Origin of the sequence: Haemophilus sp. UMB1048, from assembly GCF_030218125.1 — a bacterium.
In the GTDB taxonomy this organism is placed as follows: Bacteria; Pseudomonadota; Gammaproteobacteria; order Enterobacterales; family Pasteurellaceae; genus Haemophilus_D.
Map to the genome: position 1 here is coordinate 85,787 of NZ_JASOPB010000005.1, position 15,545 is coordinate 101,331.

Sequence of the window (15,545 nt, forward strand, 5' to 3'; positions counted from 1 at the left end):
AAGACCGTTTTGTGGTAAATTGAGTGAATTGTAAAATATCTTGGCAAAAATGGCTAGTTATTGGATTTTTAGGATATGTTTAAATCAATTAATCGGGAAATTAATCAAATAATCAATCGTGGATTTGACCGCACTTTACGTTTGGCTGTGACAGGGCTAAGTCGAAGCGGTAAAACAGCCTTTATTACGAGTTTGATTAATCAATTGTTACATATTAATCAAGAGGGAAATGCACATCTTCCTTTATTTGAGGCTGCTCGAAATCAATCTATTTTAGCGGTAAAACGTGTTCCTCAGCAGGATTTAAGTATTCCACGTTTTGATTATGAAGCGAATCTCAATGATTTAATGAATAATCCACCACAATGGTGTCAATCTACTCGAGGCGTGAGTGAAACACGCCTTGCTATTCGTTTTGAACGCCAATCAGGCTTACTTCGCCATTTTAAAGAACGTGGCACATTATACTTGGATATTTTTGATTACCCTGGTGAATGGCTATTGGATTTACCTTTGCTGAATTTAGATTTTCAACAATGGTCACTTGAACAAGCCAAAATTACATCAGGTATTCGCCAGCAGTTTGCTCAAGATTGGTTGGATAAACTGAAAAAACTCGACCTAAGTGCGGTCGTCAATGAAGATGTTTTAGCACAGATTGCAAAATCTTATACCGATTATTTGCTTGCCTGCAAAGCAGAAGGAATGCAATTTATTCAACCAGGCCGATTCGTCTTGCCTGGAGAATTAGAAGGTGCACCTGTATTGCAATTTTTTCCGTTATTGCATTTGTCGGAAGAACAATGGCAAAAACTGAAAAGAGAAGCGAAATCTAATAGCTATTTTGCCGTGTTGAATAAGCGATATGATTATTATCGTAATAAGGTGGTGAAAGGCTTTTATGAAAATTATTTTTCTACTTTTGATCGCCAAGTGATTTTAGCCGATTGCTTAACGCCACTAAATCATAGCCAACAAGCTTTTATCGATATGCAAACAGGGCTTAATCAGCTTTTCAAAAATTTCCATTATGGGAAACGCAATTTACTTAATCGTTTGTTTTCCCCAAATATTGATAAGCTCATGTTTGTGGCAACAAAAGCCGATCATATCACGACAGATCAAATTCAAAACTTAATCAGCCTGATGCGCCAATTGGTGCAAGAGGGTGGCCGTCATGTAGAATTTGAAGGGATTGATACAGAATATACGGCAATTGCTGCGATTCGAGCGACAAAACAAGTTTTAGTTAATCAAAACGGTAAACAAATTAAAGCTATTCAAGGTGTGCGTTCTGTAGATAAGCAACTTATTACGCTTTATCCAGGTTCTGTTCCAAGTAAACTACCTAATGCAGAGTTCTGGTCAAAACAATCTTTTGATTTTGATTTCTTTGAACCTCAAGTTTTACAACAAGGTGAAAGCATTCCGCATTTAAGAATGGATGCAGTTTTACAGTTTTTATTGGCGGATAGGTTTGATTGATAGAAAAGTCAAATCAATTTAATTGTCAAATATTTAATATAAACCACTATTTTTTTATTGGTATTTAGGTAGAATTAATTTGAGTCTTTCTAAAGTAAAGGAGCTTATAATGAAAATGAAAACTCTCTTAGCATTAGCAATCAGCGGAATTTGTGCTGCTGGCGTGGCAAATGCACATGACCATATGGCAAAACCAGCAGGTCCTTCAATCGAAGTAAAAGTACAACAATTAGATCCTGCAAATGGTAACAAGGATGTAGGGACTGTAACTATTACTGAATCAAATTATGGTTTAGTATTTACACCAAATCTACAAGGTTTAGCTGAAGGTTTACATGGCTTCCACATTCATGAAAATCCAAGCTGTGATCCAAAAGAAAAAGACGGTAAATTAACTGCAGGTTTAGCGGCTGGCGGTCACTGGGATCCTAAAGGCGCAAAACAACACGGTTACCCATGGCAAGATGATGCTCACTTAGGTGACTTACCGGCTTTAACAGTATTACATGATGGTACAGCAACTAACCCTGTTTTAGCTCCACGTCTTAAAAAATTAGATGAAGTTCGTGGTCATTCTATTATGATTCACGCAGGTGGTGACAACCACTCAGATCATCCAGCTCCACTTGGCGGTGGCGGTCCACGTATGGCATGTGGCGTGATTAAATAAGTCTTTTCTTAAAGATAAAAAAGTGCGGTCAATTTTGACCGCACTTTATTTTTTAGAGTCTTACTTAACCACTTCCGCCGTATATTCCAATTTATGAATCGCATTAATCAATTGTTCATCGGAAACTTTTGGATCTTCGACAACAGTCACGGTTCTATCTTTAATGGAGGCTTTAGTGGAAATCACACCATCAATATTTCGTAATTCTTTATTCACTAAATAAGCACAAAGCTGGCAGTTCATTTCATTCACTTTTAACACAACTTGCTTTGTTTCTTCCGCCTGAGCGATAGAGAAAGTGAATAATGAAAGCAAAAGTGCGGTCGTTAATTTCTTCATTTTTTGTTCCTAATTAGAAAGCTCTAAAATCCACGGTAAAATGGTTGGATAAGTTAAGAAAAAGAGCATGACGATAAATACAATCCAATACAAAACAATGAGCTTTTTACGGGAAATGTATTTGCTGCAAATGATTTTTTTGGAAAACATTAGCAACCAAAAGCCGTAGGCAAAGGCGCATAATGAAACGATAAGCATAGGAATGCGTAAATAATCATATTCGCCTAAGCCAATTAACCATGTGGATGACACGCCAAATACTAAATAGATTAAAGGCGCAATACAGCACAAGGTTGATGCCACCGCAGCACTTAGCGCGGTGGCAATCGCAACCCAAAAAGATTTATTAGAGCTTTTTAGAGACGTAGTCATATTTAAATTCTTTTGGATCAAATGAATTTAACGGGTCACCACCGATTTCGGCATACGGATAGCCAAAGTTATTGAGTGGGGCAAGTTCTGGTTGCGGATATAAATCGAAGTCACGCGCATGGTTAAAGCCAACCCAGTTTGCTTCCCAGTTACCGAATAAGTATTTGACAACGGCTTGTGTATCCTTATCGTCAACAGATTTTTTCTCTGCTAAACGCATTTTTGCTACGTCTGCAGAATCAACAGGTACCCAGCCGAATCCTGCAAGATAGAATTCAGCACGACAATGCTGACCACCGCTTACGTTTGCTACGCCATGTTCGTCCGCACTACCGAATGCACCTTTGGAATATTTGCCCATTTTATCCGCTGCACCTAAACGAATACCAAAAATTTCACGAGCAGGAATGCCGCTGGCACGAGCTAATGCTACAAAAACAGAGTTAATATCAGTACATTTACCTTTTAATACACCGGTGGTCAGAATTTTTTCTACATCACCATCGCCACAGCCTAAAACAGAATTATCACGTTCCATATTGTTGACAATCCATTGGTGAATCAATTCAGCTTTTTTCAATGGATTAGTTTCAGTGCCTACAATCTTATCGGCGAACTGTTTCACGATACCATCTGTTTTAATATGTTGAGTCGGTTTTAAATATTCTTGTACATCAACAGAATAGTGAACATCTTTTGGTGGCTTGTAATTCGTCAACGCACCTTTACCCATTGGTTCGCGATCTTTGGTTTCAATCACCATTGTGATTTTTAAATCGCGTTTTTGTGCATCTTTATCCCAAGTTGCAAAGAGGGTTTTCGCACCATATTTGTTGTTTTCCGTTACATAGGCATCCAAATAGTTACCTTCAAAATGGATAGATTTTACCTGTTGATACTCGCCATTAAACGGTAAAGGCACCCACAGATTCGCTTGACCTTGTGAACCTTTTGGCGCAACTAAGTCATAAGTTTGAGTGAATTCATACAGATGAGAATCGGTATTGTAGTTTGGAATGTCGGTATTGGCGTAAGCCATAGAACATGCGGAGAGCACCGCAGTGGCGATAAGTTTCTTCATAAAAAGATCCTTCTAGTTAGTTAACAGTTAAAACTTAACACATTAGATAAACTAATTGTGGACTATGGCTATAGTATCTCATTTTATTTTCTAGTCAATATTGCTTTTTTATTTCAGCCATTTAAGATTTACTAAAGAAATTCGAAGTAAAATACCGTTTCTATTTTTATTGGAAAGAATAATGAAAAAACAAATTTTCACACAATCTCAACAACCCGAAGAGGAAGAAATTCTGCCTAAGCAAGAATTTCATAATGTTGAAACCACCATTGATAACGAACCTTTAGAAGGGGAGTTGTTGGACGAGCAATTTGAGCAAATTGTGAAGCCTAAATCGAGTGGTTGGAAAACGGCTTTGAAATTGACCGCACTTTTATTTTTAGGGGCGACGGTTGCACAATCTGTTCAATGGATTTGGGATAGTTATCAAAATCAACAATGGATTTACCTTGCTTTTGCGTTAGTGAGTTTTGTCGTTGTGCTGTTTGGTTTATCTGAAATCATCGCAGAATGGCGACGTTTGGTGAAACTCAAAAAGCGTTTGAATCTACAAGAACAAAGTCAGCGATTAATTGGTGAAAGTGCGGTTAAAAATCATCAAGCTTTTTCTGAACAGGATGGTGAGAAAGGAAGAGCTTTGTGTTTATCGATTGCCGATACCTTAAAATTGGATTCGCAACATCCTGCAATTGTCCAATGGGAAAAGCAGCTTAATGAAAGTTATTCAGCTCGCGAAGTTACTCATTTATTTAGTCAAACGGTGTTGCAGTCTTTTGATAAAAAAGCAAAAAAACTGATTACTAAAATGGCAGCAGAATCCGCTGTGATTGTGGCAATCAGTCCTTTAGCCATTATTGATATGTTTTTTATTGCATGGCGCAATATTCGTTTAATCAATAAAATTGCAGCGATCTATGGGATTGAGCTTGGCTATTTTACCCGTCTTCGTTTGCTTAGAATGGTATTGGTAAATCTTGCTTTTGCTGGTGCAACGGAGATTGTGCAGGATTTAGGAATGGATTGGCTTTCACAAGATATTACCGCAAAACTTTCTGCACGAGCAGCGCAGGGGATTGGCGTGGGATTATTAACGGCTAGATTGGGCATTAAGGCTATGGAGTTTTGTCGCCCACTGGCATTTGAAAAGTCGGAAAAACCAAAACTTTCCCATGTACAGAAAGAATTGTTGACGGTGATGAAAGATACGGTACTTGGCAAGACGAAAGTGAAAGAAAAAGAAGAAGTGTAATAAAAAAGTGCGGTTAAAATTGACCGCACTTTTTTTGTATAAGAGATGATTAAAGTCCCGCTTTTAAGCTTGCTTCAATAAAGCGGTCAAGATCGCCATCTAGCACTGCTTGTGTATTACGATTTTCAACGCCTGTGCGGAGATCCTTAATACGTGCATCATCTAACACATAAGAACGAATTTGGCTGCCCCAACCAATATCAGATTTATTATCTTCCATCGCTTGTTTATCCGCATTTTTCTTTTGTAACTCAAGCTCATACAATTTCGCTTTTAACTGCTTCATGGCTTGATCTTTATTTTTGTGTTGAGAACGATCGTTTTGACATTGCACGACAATTCCACTTGGCATGTGAGTAATACGCACCGCACTTTCAGTTTTATTGACGTGCTGACCACCCGCACCAGATGCACGATAAACGTCAATACGTAAATCAGCCGGATTAATTTCAATATCAATATCGTCATCAATTTCAGGATAAACGAAAGCCGCTGCAAACGATGTATGACGTCGATTATTAGAGTCGAATGGGCTTTTGCGCACTAAACGATGAATACCGGTTTCCGTACGTAACCAACCAAAAGCGTATTCACCACTGACACGAATCGTCGCTGATTTTAAACCCGCAACATCGCCATCAGAGACTTCCATTAATTCAGTTTTAAAGCCTTTGCTTTCAGCCCAACGAAGGTACATGCGAAGTAACATTTCCGTCCAGTCTTGCGCTTCTGTTCCACCAGAACCAGCTTGTAAATCGACATAACAATCGCATGCATCATGTTCACCGCTAAACATGCGTCGGAATTCGAGTTTTGCAAGTTGTTGTTCAAGCTCATCTAATTCAGCAACGGCCTCATTGAAGGTCTCTTCATCTTCAGCTTCAATAGCTAACTCAAGCAGTCCTTCAACATCTTCTAAACCTTGTTCTAAATTCTTGATGGTATCAACCACTTGTTCAAGTGAAACGCGTTCTTTCCCAAGCGCTTGGGCTTTTTCAGGTTCGTTCCACACATCGGGTTGTTCTAATTCGGCATTAACTTCTTCTAAACGTTCAACTTTTGCGTCGAAGTCAAAGATACCCCCGAAGCACAGAAGTGCGCTCGGAAAGGTCGGTGATTTTGTTTTTGATTGGATTGATTTCAAACATAATAAATAAACCTCTATAAGCGGCAGAAGTATAAGTCATTTTCAGTTTTTTGGGTAGTTTGGCTTGCACAAATTATCGATCCATTTATAATTCTAATCTTCGTTGTTTAGATATATTTAGGAACAAAAATGAAGAAATTATTAACCGCACTTTTAATCTCTGCTTCAGCTACTGCTATGGCGAGTGATGCTGAGATTAAATCGAAGTTACAGGCATTAGGTGCAAAAAATATTGAAGTGAAAGATTCACCGGTAAAAGGCCTTAAAACAGCCGTGACTGATCAGGGCATTTTATACGTGAGCGAAAATGGTCAATATGTTTTGCAAGGCAAAATGTATGAATTAACAAATAAAGGCCCAGTTGATGTAGCGGGTAAATTTTTAGCCGATAAAGTGAATGCATTAAAAAGCGAAATGATCATTTATCCGGCAAAAAATGAAAAATATGTTGTGACTGTATTTATGGATATCACTTGTCATTATTGCCATATCCTTCATCAACAAGTGAAAGAATATAATGATTTAGGTATTACAGTTCGTTATCTTGCATTCCCGCGTGCTGGAATGAATGAAACCGCTCGCCAAATGGAAGCAATTTGGACATCGAAAGATCCTGTATTTGCATTGAACGAAGCAGAAAAAGGTAACTTGCCGAAAGAATTAAAAACACCTAATATTGTGAAAAGACACTATGATTTAGGTGTACAACTCGGTGTGCAAGGTACGCCAAGTATTGTGACTTCAACCGGTGAATTGATTGGGGGATATTTAAAACCCAAAGATTTATTAGCTGCCTTGAAGGAATCAGCACAATAATTTTTAGTAGTGAGGGCGTATTGTATACGCCCTTTAAATATTCATATCATCAAAGCACATATCAAATGTTCCTTTAGGTGATAATTTTAAATAAAAAAACACCGTGAAAAAACTCATCAAACGTCGTGAAATTCCTGCCGGAAATTCTGTTTCAGATAATGCATTACTCGATCGTCTCTATCGTTCTCGCCATATTAAAAATAGCCAAGAATTAGACCGCACTTTGCAATCAATGCTGAATCCCAATCAATTACACGGTATTCAACACGCCGTAGATTTACTGGTTGATGCTTATCAACAGCAACAAAAGATTGTTATCGTCGGTGATTTTGATGCAGATGGGGCAACCAGTACGGCGCTTTCAGTATTAGCTTTGCGTATGCTGGGCTTTACTGATGTGGAATACCTGGTGCCAAATCGTTTTGAGCAAGGCTATGGTTTGAGTGTACCTGTTGCTGAGATGGCAATGGAAAAAGGCGTGCAGTTATTGATGACGGTGGATAACGGGGTATCGTCTTTTGAGGGTGTGGCGTATTTAAAAGAGCAGGGCGTGAAGGTGTTAATTACCGATCATCACTTGCCACCAGAAATACTGCCGAATGCTGATGCTATTGTTAATCCAAATTTGCAACAATGTGATTTTCCCTCAAAATGTTTAGCCGGCGTAGGCGTAGCATTCTATTTAATGCTCGCTTTGCGTGCCAAATTTCGCGAGTTAGGTATTTTTACGGCTGAAACACAGCCTAATTTTACTGAATTACTGGATTTAGTCGCGCTCGGCACAATTGCGGATGTCGTTCCCCTTGATCAAAATAACCGTATTTTAGCCCATCAAGGGTTGATGCGAATTCGTGCGAAACGTTGTCGACCTGGAATTATTGCTCTCGCTGAAGTGGCTAATCGAGAAGTCGAAAAACTTTGTTCAGCTGATTTGGGCTTTGCGATTGCCCCACGTTTAAATGCAGCGGGTCGATTAGATAATATGTCTGTTGGTGTGGAGCTATTACTTGCAGAAAGCATGCAAGAGGCAAGAGCCCAAGCCTTGGATTTGGACAGTTTAAATCAGGCTCGAAAAGAAATTGAGCAAGGCATGAAGTTGGAAGCCTTAGAAATTTGCCGAAATCTCACCGCACTTTCTGATGAATTACCGATGGGGATCGCCTTATTCCAGCCAGATTGGCATCAAGGTGTATTAGGTATTGTGGCTTCTCGAATCAAAGATCAATACCATCGACCAGTCATTGCTTTTGCGCAAGATCAAGAAGGTATTTTAAAAGGCTCTGCGCGTTCAATTGAAGGCTTGCATATGCGAGATGTATTAGAGCGTATTCATTCCCAACATCCTGATATGATTTTAAAATTTGGCGGTCATGCCATGGCAGCAGGGTTAAGCATTAAAGAAAGCTTTTTCCCTGATTTTCAAAAGATTTTTAATCAAACGGTGCAAGATTGGTTAAATGAAGATCAATTACAAGGAGTGATTTGGACGGATGGCGAACTTCAAGAAAATGAATTTAGTATTGAAACTGCAGAAGTGATAAAATCTGGTGGACCTTGGGGACAAGCTTTTCCTGAGCCTCTTTTTGATGGTGAATTTAAAATTTTTGAGCAACGTGCTATCGGGCAAAATCAAAATCATTTAAAAATGCTTGTTGAGCCTAAAAATGGTGGTCCATTATTAGATGCCATTGCGTTTAATATCGATACTCGGTATTATCCCGATTTATCGATTAAGCAGGCAAAATTTGCTTATAAGTTAGAAATTAATGAGTTTCGTGGAAATCGAAACCTCCAATTATTAGTCGATTATATTGAACCAATTGGTTAATTTATGAAAAAAGTTTGGCAGAATAAATTATTAAAAGGATCCTTTGCAATGATATTGCTGAGTGTGACAAATGTCGCATTCAGTGAAGTCAATGCAAAGGATTTTTCTGCCAAAAATTCACCGCACTTACCACCAGCGAATGTGGCACAGTTTGAAGACGGTCGAGATTATTTTTCATACCAAGAACCCATTGAGCAAGCCAAAAGAAACGATCGTAAAATTCCTATCCAATTTTTCTTTGATTACGATTGCCGAGTTTGTTCTTCAGCTCAAGATATTTTGCAACTTTATAGCCAAATTCGACCTAATAAAGTGGCATTAGAAGAACATCCAGTTGCCACAAATGAAGCTAAGTTTTCAGCCACAATATTCTATACATTACAGCGTTTAAAAGTGGGTGAGTTATCAGATGTGCTGTTATTTGAAACCTCTGAAAAGGCACGCTATACCGAATTATCTACATTAGATAAGATGCGTGAATGGGTTGTCTCACAAGGGATTAGTAAAGCTGAATTTAATAAAGTCGTCCATTCCAAAGAAGTGAAAGAGGATGTGAGTAACGCCATTTATTTGACAGAAGAATATGGTGTCTTTACTTTCCCTTATGTGGTTGTGGGCGGAAAATATGTTCTCACCGCGAGTACGCTCTATAACGATGATTATGGCGTAGCAGTATTAGATTTCTTAGTGAATAAACTCGAACAAGAAAGGAAAAAATAATGAAAATCGGGATTGTTGGTGCAATGGCACAAGAAGTGGAAATTTTATCCCAATTAATGACAGATAAAAGAGAAACAAAAGTGGCAAGTGCGGTCATTTTTGAAGGCAAAATTAATGGCAAAGAGGTCGCATTATTGCAATCAGGGATTGGTAAAGTCGCCGCGGCTATTGGCACTACCGCTTTATTACAATTGGCTAAACCAGATGTGGTTTTAAATACCGGCTCAGCAGGTGGTGTGGCAAAAGGCTTAAAGGTAGGAGATATCGTTATTTCCGATGAAACCCGCTATCACGATGCCGATGTGACGGCATTTGGCTATGAAAAAGGTCAGTTACCTGCGAATCCAGCGGCTTTTCTTTCAGATAAAAAATTAGCCGATTTAGCCGATGAAATTGCACAGTCACAAGGACAAAATGTAAAACGTGGTTTAATTTGCTCGGGAGATAGCTTTATTAATAGCGAAGAAAAAATTGCTCAAATTAAAGCTGATTTCCCCAATGTGACAGCAGTAGAAATGGAAGCAACAGCAATTGCACAAGTTTGTCATGCCTTTAACGTACCATTTGTGGTTGTTCGAGCTATTTCTGATGCAGGCGATGGCGAAGCGAGTATGTCATTTGAAGAATTTCTCCCACTTGCAGCAAAACAATCCTCTGCATTAGTGTTGGGCATGATAGATAGATTATAAGAGGTAATTTATGGGTATGATTATCACCGTTGATGGTCCAAGTGGGGCTGGAAAAGGAACGCTTTGTTACGCATTGGCAGAAAAATTAGGTTTTACCTTATTAGATAGTGGCGCCATTTATCGCGTGATGGCATTAGCTGCGCTGAAACGTCATGCTGACTTAACTGATGAAGAAGGATTAGCGGAGTTAGCTCGTCATTTAGATATTCAGTTCATTCCAAAGAATGGAGAAGTCAATGTGCTTCTAGGAGGGATGGATGTAAGCCATTTAATCCGAACGCAAGAGGTGGCGGAAGCTGCGTCAAAAGTGGCGGTTTTTCCTAAAGTGCGGTCAGCTTTACTGCAACTTCAACAGGATTTTGGCAAAAATGACGGTCTGATTGCGGATGGGCGAGATATGGGAACCGTGGTTTTCCCAAATGCGCAAGTGAAACTGTTTTTAGACGCGAGTGCGGAAGAACGTGCAAAAAGACGCTATAAACAGTTGCAAAATAAGGGAATTAATGGTAACTTTGCACAGATTTTAGCCGAGATACAAGAACGCGATTTTCGCGATAGAAATCGTGAGGTTGCGCCATTGAAACCGGCTGATGATGCTTTATTGTTAGATAGTACAACATTGAGTATTGATGAAGTTATTGCTCAAGCGTTAGCTTATATTCAAGAAAAAGCGTCAATTTCGATTTAACTGTTTATTCAAGGAAGAATAGACATTTATCCTCAACCCCGCATTTTATGGATCTTAATGTGGATGTTATTAACTTAAATTAAGAAGATTATTTATATGTCAGAATCTTTTGCTCAACTCTTTGAAGAATCATTAAAAGGCCTTGAAACCCGTCAAGGTTCAATCGTTAGCGGTACTGTTGTTGCTATTCAAAAAGGCTTTGTACTTGTTGATGCAGGCTTAAAATCTGAATCTGCAATTCCTGTTGCTGAATTCCAAAACGCTCAAGGTGAACTTGAAGTTAAAGTTGGCGACACAGTAAACGTAGCTTTAGATGCAGTTGAAGATGGTTACGGCGAAACTAAACTTTCTCGTGAGAAAGCTGTTCGTCACGAATCTTGGATTGAATTAGAAAAAGCTTACGAAGAAAAAGCGACCGTTATCGGTTTAATCAACGGTAAAGTGAAAGGCGGTTTCACAGTTGAGTTAAACGGTGTTCGTGCATTCTTACCAGGTTCATTAGTTGACACACGTCCTGCACGTGAAGCTGATCACCTACTTGGTAAAGAATTAGAATTCAAAGTAATCAAATTAGATCAAAAACGTAACAACGTTGTTGTTTCTCGTCGTGCAGTGATCGAATCTGAAAACAGCCAAGAACGTGAACAAATCCTTGAGAACCTAGCTGAAGGTTCAGAAGTTAAAGGTATCGTTAAAAACTTAACTGACTACGGTGCATTCGTAGATTTAGGTGGCGTTGACGGTTTATTACACATCACTGATATGGCTTGGAAACGTGTTAAACATCCAAGCGAAATCGTGAATGTAGGCGACGAAGTAACTGTTAAAGTATTAAAATTTGACAAAGATCGTACTCGCGTATCTTTAGGCTTAAAACAATTAGGTCAAGATCCTTGGGTTGCTATCGCTGAAAACCACCCAGTAAACAGCAAATTAACTGGTAAAGTAACTAACTTAACTGACTACGGCTGTTTCGTTGAAATCTTAGATGGTGTTGAAGGTTTAGTTCACGTTTCTGAAATGGATTGGACTAACAAAAACATCCACCCATCTAAAGTTGTAAGCCTTGGCGATACAGTTGAAGTAATGGTGTTAGAAGTTGACGAAGAACGTCGTCGTATTTCTTTAGGTTTAAAACAATGCAAACCTAACCCATGGACTCAATTCGCTGAAACTCACAACAAAGGCGACAAAGTTACTGGTAAAATTAAATCAATCACTGATTTCGGTATCTTCATCGGTCTTGAAGGTGGTATCGACGGTTTAGTTCACTTATCTGACATTTCTTGGAATGTTGCAGGTGAAGAAGCAGTTCGTAACTACAAAAAAGGTGATGAAGTTTCTGCAGTAGTATTAGCAGTCGATGCAGTAAAAGAACGTATTTCTTTAGGTATCAAACAACTTGAAGATGATCCATTCAACAACTTCGTAGCTATCAACAAAAAAGGTGCAGTAATTTCTGCAACTGTTGTTGAAGCTGACGCTAAAGGTGCTAAAGTTGAATTAGCAGGTGGCGTTGAAGGTTATATCCGTGCAGCAGACTTAACAAACGAAGTTGCAGCAGGCGATGTAGTTGAAGCGAAATACACTGGTGTAGATCGTAAAGCACGTATCGTTCACTTATCTGTAAAAGCGAAAGATCAAGCTGAAGAAGCAGCTGCAGTTGCAAACGTGAATACCAAACAAGAAGATGTTGCTATTCCAAACGCAATGGCTGAAGCTTTCAAAGCAGCTAAAGGTGAATAATTAATTCACATAAATAAGGCTGGGTCATTGACTCAGCCTTATTACTACCAGCTATAATTAACAAGGATTTAGCGGTAATTTATTATGAACTAATGCATTACCTGTAAGTCTTAATAACAAGTTTAAGTACAAATTTAAAGGAGAGTTGACGATGACTAAATCTGAACTAATTGAAAATCTATCAACAAAGCACCCAACTTTATCTGCAAAAGAAGTAGAAGGTATTGTAAAGGATATTCTTGAACTCATTGCACAATCTTTAGAAGAGGGGAATCGTATTGAAGTGCGTGGTTTTGGTAGCTTCTCTTTACACCATCGTCAACCGCGAGTGGGCCGTAATCCTAAAACCGGTGATTCTGTAAAATTAGATGCTAAATCTGTACCGCACTTTAAAGCAGGTAAAGAATTAAAAGATCGCGTAAACGTTTTTGCTTAAACATTCAATCGATATCAATAAAACGACACTTAGGTGTCGTTTTTTATTACAAATTTTGGCATAATGAAACTATTCTTAACAAGGAGATAGTGATGATTAAATATATTCTCGGACTCATTATTGTGCTAGCTATCGTAATCGTTGCGGTAACTATAGGGGCGAATAATGATCAAGTAATCACCTTTAACTACATTGTTGCTGAAAGCCAATTCCAACTTTCAACGCTAGTCGCGATTTTATTTGGTTTTGGATTAATTTTAGGTTGGTTAATTACTGGATTCTTCTACTTAAAATTAAAATTCAAAAATATGTCGTTAGCGCGTCAAGTTAAACGTCAAACATTACAAATTAATGAATTAACGACTACTCGCGATAAGGCAGTATAATGCTTGAATTACTCTTTCTGCTTCTGCCAATAGCCGCCGCTTATGGTTGGTATATGGGGCATCGGAGTGCCAAGAAAGATCAGGAAGATATTAGTAATAAACTCTCCCGTGATTATGTCACGGGGGTCAATTTTTTGCTTTCCAATCAAACGGATAAAGCTGTTGATTTGTTTCTTGATATGTTGCAAAAACAAGAAACAGAAAATGAAATTGAAAGCAACTCACAATTTGAAGCTGAGCTAACGCTTGGTAATCTTTTCCGTTCTCGAGGCGAAGTGGATCGTGCTTTGCGGATCCATCAAGCACTCGATCGTAGTCCCAATTATTCTTTCGAACAAAAATTATTAGCTAAACAGCAATTAGCCAAAGATTTCATGACAGTCGGTTTTTATGACCGCGCTGAAGCGCTTTACACCATTATGGTGGATGAACCAGAGTTTGCTGAAAATGCACTGCAACAGCTTTTGGTGATTTATCAAAAAACAAAAGAATGGAAAAAAGCGGTTAATATCGCAGAGAAGCTTGCCAAGATCTCACCTAAAGAAAATAATGTGGAATTAGCACAATGTTATTGTGAATATGCCTTAAGCGGTGAACTTGAAAGTGCGGTTGAAAAACGCAGTATTTTACAAAAAGCGCTAAATGTATCTCCAACCAGTGTGAGAGCATCAATGCTGCTTGCTGATTTAGAAATGGCTAATAAAAACTATCGTCAAGCCATTCACTTTTTAGAGAATATTCTTGATCAAAATCCAATTTATATTGGTGAAGTGCTGAAAACGCTCAAATATTGTTATGATGAATTAGGAGAGAGAGATAACTTTGAGTTATTCTTGATTCGAGCAAGTCAGCAGATTAACAATACTAAAGTCGATTTAATGTTAGCAAGCGTTATTGAAGAGAAAGATGGCAAGAGTGCCGCACAATCAAAACTTTATCAACAACTTACTAAACATCCAAGTACATCTATTTTCCACCGCTTTATTCAATTCCAAATTGATGATGCAGAGGAAGGGCGAGGTAAAGAAAGCTTAATTTTGCTACATAAAATGGTCGGTGAGAGAATTAAGCAAAGCTTTGGTTATCGTTGCTCAAATTGCGGTTATCAAACCCATAAATTAATGTGGAATTGTCCTTCTTGCAAACAGTGGGAATCCATCAAACCAGAACATAATTAATTGACACAGTGAGGTAAAATTATGAATAGCAAAGTAATCGTTGCATTGGATTACGAAACGGAAGCACAAGCGCTATCCCTCGTGGATCAAATTGATCCAAGCTTATGCCGCTTAAAAGTGGGTAAAGAAATGTTTACCACACTGGGAACAAATTTCGTTAAGCAATTACACGAGCGTCAATTTGATGTTTTCCTCGATCTTAAATTTCATGATATTCCGAATACTGTGGCAAGAGCGGTGCGTTCGGCGGCTGATTTAGGGGTATGGATGGTTGATGTCCATGCTAGCGGTGGTCTGAAAATGATGGAAGAGGCGAAGAAAATTCTCGAGCCTTATGGAAAAGATGCGCCTTTATTAATCGCAGTAACCGTATTGACCAGTATGGAAGATTTGGATTTATTACAAATCGGTATTAACTCTTCACCACTTGAACATGTTTTACGTCTTGCACATTTAACACAGCGTGCGGGATTAGATGGCGTCGTTTGTTCACCACAGGAAGTGGAGATTTTACGTAATGCTTGTGGCCCTGATTTTAAATTAGTCACACCGGGGATTCGTCCAATTGGAAGTGATTTTGGCGATCAACGTCGCGTTATGACTCCTGCTGCGGCTATCCGTTCTGGTTCTGATTATTTGGTGATTGGTCGCCCAATTACTCAAGCTAAAAATCCAGCAGAAGTGCTTCGTTCAATTAATTCATCACTTTTGTAAT

17 protein-coding genes are annotated in these 15,545 nt (G+C 38.6%); 13 read left to right on the top strand and 4 right to left on the bottom strand.

What is annotated here, in order from left to right; all coding sequences use genetic code 11:
• Positions 1 to 75 precede the first annotated feature (75 nt).
• Together QP437_RS05855 and sodC are read left to right on the top strand one after the other, a co-directional pair.
• Positions 76 to 1,485, top strand: a complete 1,410-nt coding sequence (locus QP437_RS05855; RefSeq protein ID WP_285267257.1) for a YcjX family protein — start codon at positions 76 to 78, stop codon at positions 1,483 to 1,485.
• Positions 1,486 to 1,594: 109 nt separating this feature from the next.
• The gene (gene sodC / locus QP437_RS05860) at positions 1,595 to 2,155 is read left to right on the top strand and encodes a superoxide dismutase family protein (RefSeq protein ID WP_005695896.1); all 561 of its coding nucleotides are present in this window, start codon (positions 1,595 to 1,597) and stop codon (positions 2,153 to 2,155) included.
• A gap of 60 nt (positions 2,156 to 2,215) precedes the next feature.
• Here the strand turns inward: sodC and QP437_RS05865 are convergent, their stop codons facing one another.
• From QP437_RS05865 to QP437_RS05875, 3 genes are read right to left on the bottom strand one after another with little or no spacing between them, the layout of a single operon-like run.
• Positions 2,216 to 2,494, bottom strand: a complete 279-nt coding sequence (locus tag QP437_RS05865; RefSeq protein ID WP_049365898.1) for a heavy-metal-associated domain-containing protein — start codon at positions 2,492 to 2,494, stop codon at positions 2,216 to 2,218.
• Positions 2,495 to 2,503: 9 nt separating this feature from the next.
• Entirely contained in the window at positions 2,504 to 2,866 is a 363-nt protein-coding gene (locus QP437_RS05870; protein ID WP_005695901.1) for a mercuric transporter MerT family protein, read from the bottom strand.
• Positions 2,841 to 3,947 (bottom strand): transglutaminase-like domain-containing protein, encoded by a 1,107-nt coding sequence (locus QP437_RS05875; RefSeq protein ID WP_285267258.1) that lies wholly within the window; start codon positions 3,945 to 3,947, stop codon positions 2,841 to 2,843. Before QP437_RS05875 ends, QP437_RS05870 begins: the two co-directional genes overlap by 26 nt.
• Before the next feature lie 181 nt (positions 3,948 to 4,128).
• Here QP437_RS05875 and QP437_RS05880 point away from each other — a divergent pair, with 181 nt between their 5' ends.
• The gene (locus QP437_RS05880; protein ID WP_285267259.1) at positions 4,129 to 5,196 is read left to right on the top strand and encodes a TIGR01620 family protein; all 1,068 of its coding nucleotides are present in this window, start codon (positions 4,129 to 4,131) and stop codon (positions 5,194 to 5,196) included.
• A 49-nt stretch (positions 5,197 to 5,245) separates the two neighbouring features.
• Here QP437_RS05880 and prfB read toward each other — a convergent pair.
• Positions 5,246 to 6,344 (bottom strand): peptide chain release factor 2 gene (gene prfB, locus QP437_RS05885; protein ID WP_285267260.1). Its coding sequence is split into 2 segments (ribosomal slippage): positions 5,246 to 6,268 and positions 6,270 to 6,344, totalling 1,098 coding nucleotides; the frame shifts between segments, so codons are not numbered across the junction.
• A gap of 128 nt (positions 6,345 to 6,472) precedes the next feature.
• Between prfB and dsbC the strand changes: the two genes are divergently transcribed.
• The 10 genes from dsbC to pyrF all read left to right on the top strand — a co-directional run bounded on the left by dsbC (position 6,473) and on the right by pyrF (position 15,544).
• Positions 6,473 to 7,159, top strand: coding sequence for a bifunctional protein-disulfide isomerase/oxidoreductase DsbC (dsbC, locus tag QP437_RS05890; RefSeq protein WP_285267261.1), 687 nt, complete (start codon positions 6,473 to 6,475; stop codon positions 7,157 to 7,159).
• 103 nt (positions 7,160 to 7,262) lie between these two features.
• A complete protein-coding gene (gene recJ, locus QP437_RS05895; RefSeq protein WP_285267262.1) occupies positions 7,263 to 8,987 on the top strand; it encodes a single-stranded-DNA-specific exonuclease RecJ in 1,725 nt (574 codons plus the stop codon).
• Between the two features lie 48 nt (positions 8,988 to 9,035).
• Positions 9,036 to 9,707 (top strand): thiol:disulfide interchange protein DsbA/DsbL, encoded by a 672-nt coding sequence (locus QP437_RS05900; RefSeq protein WP_285267263.1) that lies wholly within the window; start codon positions 9,036 to 9,038, stop codon positions 9,705 to 9,707.
• Entirely contained in the window at positions 9,707 to 10,396 is a 690-nt protein-coding gene (locus tag QP437_RS05905) for a 5'-methylthioadenosine/adenosylhomocysteine nucleosidase (protein ID WP_285267264.1), read from the top strand. Before QP437_RS05900 ends, QP437_RS05905 begins: the two co-directional genes overlap by 1 nt.
• 10 nt (positions 10,397 to 10,406) lie before the next feature.
• Entirely contained in the window at positions 10,407 to 11,084 is a 678-nt protein-coding gene (gene cmk, locus QP437_RS05910) for a (d)CMP kinase (RefSeq protein WP_285267265.1), read from the top strand.
• A 96-nt stretch (positions 11,085 to 11,180) separates the two neighbouring features.
• A complete protein-coding gene (gene rpsA / locus QP437_RS05915; RefSeq protein WP_054419321.1) occupies positions 11,181 to 12,830 on the top strand; it encodes a 30S ribosomal protein S1 in 1,650 nt (549 codons plus the stop codon).
• Positions 12,831 to 12,981: 151 nt separating this feature from the next.
• Complete coding sequence (locus QP437_RS05920; protein ID WP_005695916.1) at positions 12,982 to 13,266, top strand: integration host factor subunit beta; 285 nt, start codon at positions 12,982 to 12,984, stop codon at positions 13,264 to 13,266.
• Positions 13,267 to 13,358: 92 nt separating this feature from the next.
• A complete protein-coding gene (locus tag QP437_RS05925; protein WP_049369025.1) occupies positions 13,359 to 13,652 on the top strand; it encodes a LapA family protein in 294 nt (97 codons plus the stop codon).
• Positions 13,652 to 14,830: a lipopolysaccharide assembly protein LapB gene (gene lapB, locus QP437_RS05930; protein WP_285267266.1), complete on the top strand. Its 1,179-nt coding sequence runs from the start codon at positions 13,652 to 13,654 to the stop codon at positions 14,828 to 14,830. The genes QP437_RS05925 and lapB overlap by 1 nt, the downstream gene beginning before the upstream one ends.
• Positions 14,831 to 14,851: 21 nt before the next feature.
• A complete protein-coding gene (gene pyrF / locus QP437_RS05935) occupies positions 14,852 to 15,544 on the top strand; it encodes an orotidine-5'-phosphate decarboxylase (RefSeq protein ID WP_285267267.1) in 693 nt (230 codons plus the stop codon).
• Position 15,545 lies beyond the last annotated feature (1 nt).

Coding starts and splice junctions, on each gene's coding strand:
- QP437_RS05875 (WP_285267258.1), bottom strand. CDS start 3,947: ATGAAGAAACTTATCGCCACTGCGGTGCTCTCCGCATGTTCTATGGCT.
- lapB (WP_285267266.1), top strand. CDS start 13,652: ATGCTTGAATTACTCTTTCTGCTTCTGCCAATAGCCGCCGCTTATGGT.
- rpsA (WP_054419321.1), top strand. CDS start 11,181: ATGTCAGAATCTTTTGCTCAACTCTTTGAAGAATCATTAAAAGGCCTT.
- sodC (WP_005695896.1), top strand. CDS start 1,595: ATGAAAATGAAAACTCTCTTAGCATTAGCAATCAGCGGAATTTGTGCT.
- QP437_RS05870 (WP_005695901.1), bottom strand. CDS start 2,866: ATGACTACGTCTCTAAAAAGCTCTAATAAATCTTTTTGGGTTGCGATT.
- QP437_RS05900 (WP_285267263.1), top strand. CDS start 9,036: ATGATATTGCTGAGTGTGACAAATGTCGCATTCAGTGAAGTCAATGCA.
- QP437_RS05905 (WP_285267264.1), top strand. CDS start 9,707: ATGAAAATCGGGATTGTTGGTGCAATGGCACAAGAAGTGGAAATTTTA.
- cmk (WP_285267265.1), top strand. CDS start 10,407: ATGGGTATGATTATCACCGTTGATGGTCCAAGTGGGGCTGGAAAAGGA.
- QP437_RS05920 (WP_005695916.1), top strand. CDS start 12,982: ATGACTAAATCTGAACTAATTGAAAATCTATCAACAAAGCACCCAACT.
- pyrF (WP_285267267.1), top strand. CDS start 14,852: ATGAATAGCAAAGTAATCGTTGCATTGGATTACGAAACGGAAGCACAA.
- QP437_RS05880 (WP_285267259.1), top strand. CDS start 4,129: ATGAAAAAACAAATTTTCACACAATCTCAACAACCCGAAGAGGAAGAA.
- QP437_RS05855 (WP_285267257.1), top strand. CDS start 76: ATGTTTAAATCAATTAATCGGGAAATTAATCAAATAATCAATCGTGGA.
- dsbC (WP_285267261.1), top strand. CDS start 6,473: ATGAAGAAATTATTAACCGCACTTTTAATCTCTGCTTCAGCTACTGCT.
- QP437_RS05865 (WP_049365898.1), bottom strand. CDS start 2,494: ATGAAGAAATTAACGACCGCACTTTTGCTTTCATTATTCACTTTCTCT.
- QP437_RS05925 (WP_049369025.1), top strand. CDS start 13,359: ATGATTAAATATATTCTCGGACTCATTATTGTGCTAGCTATCGTAATC.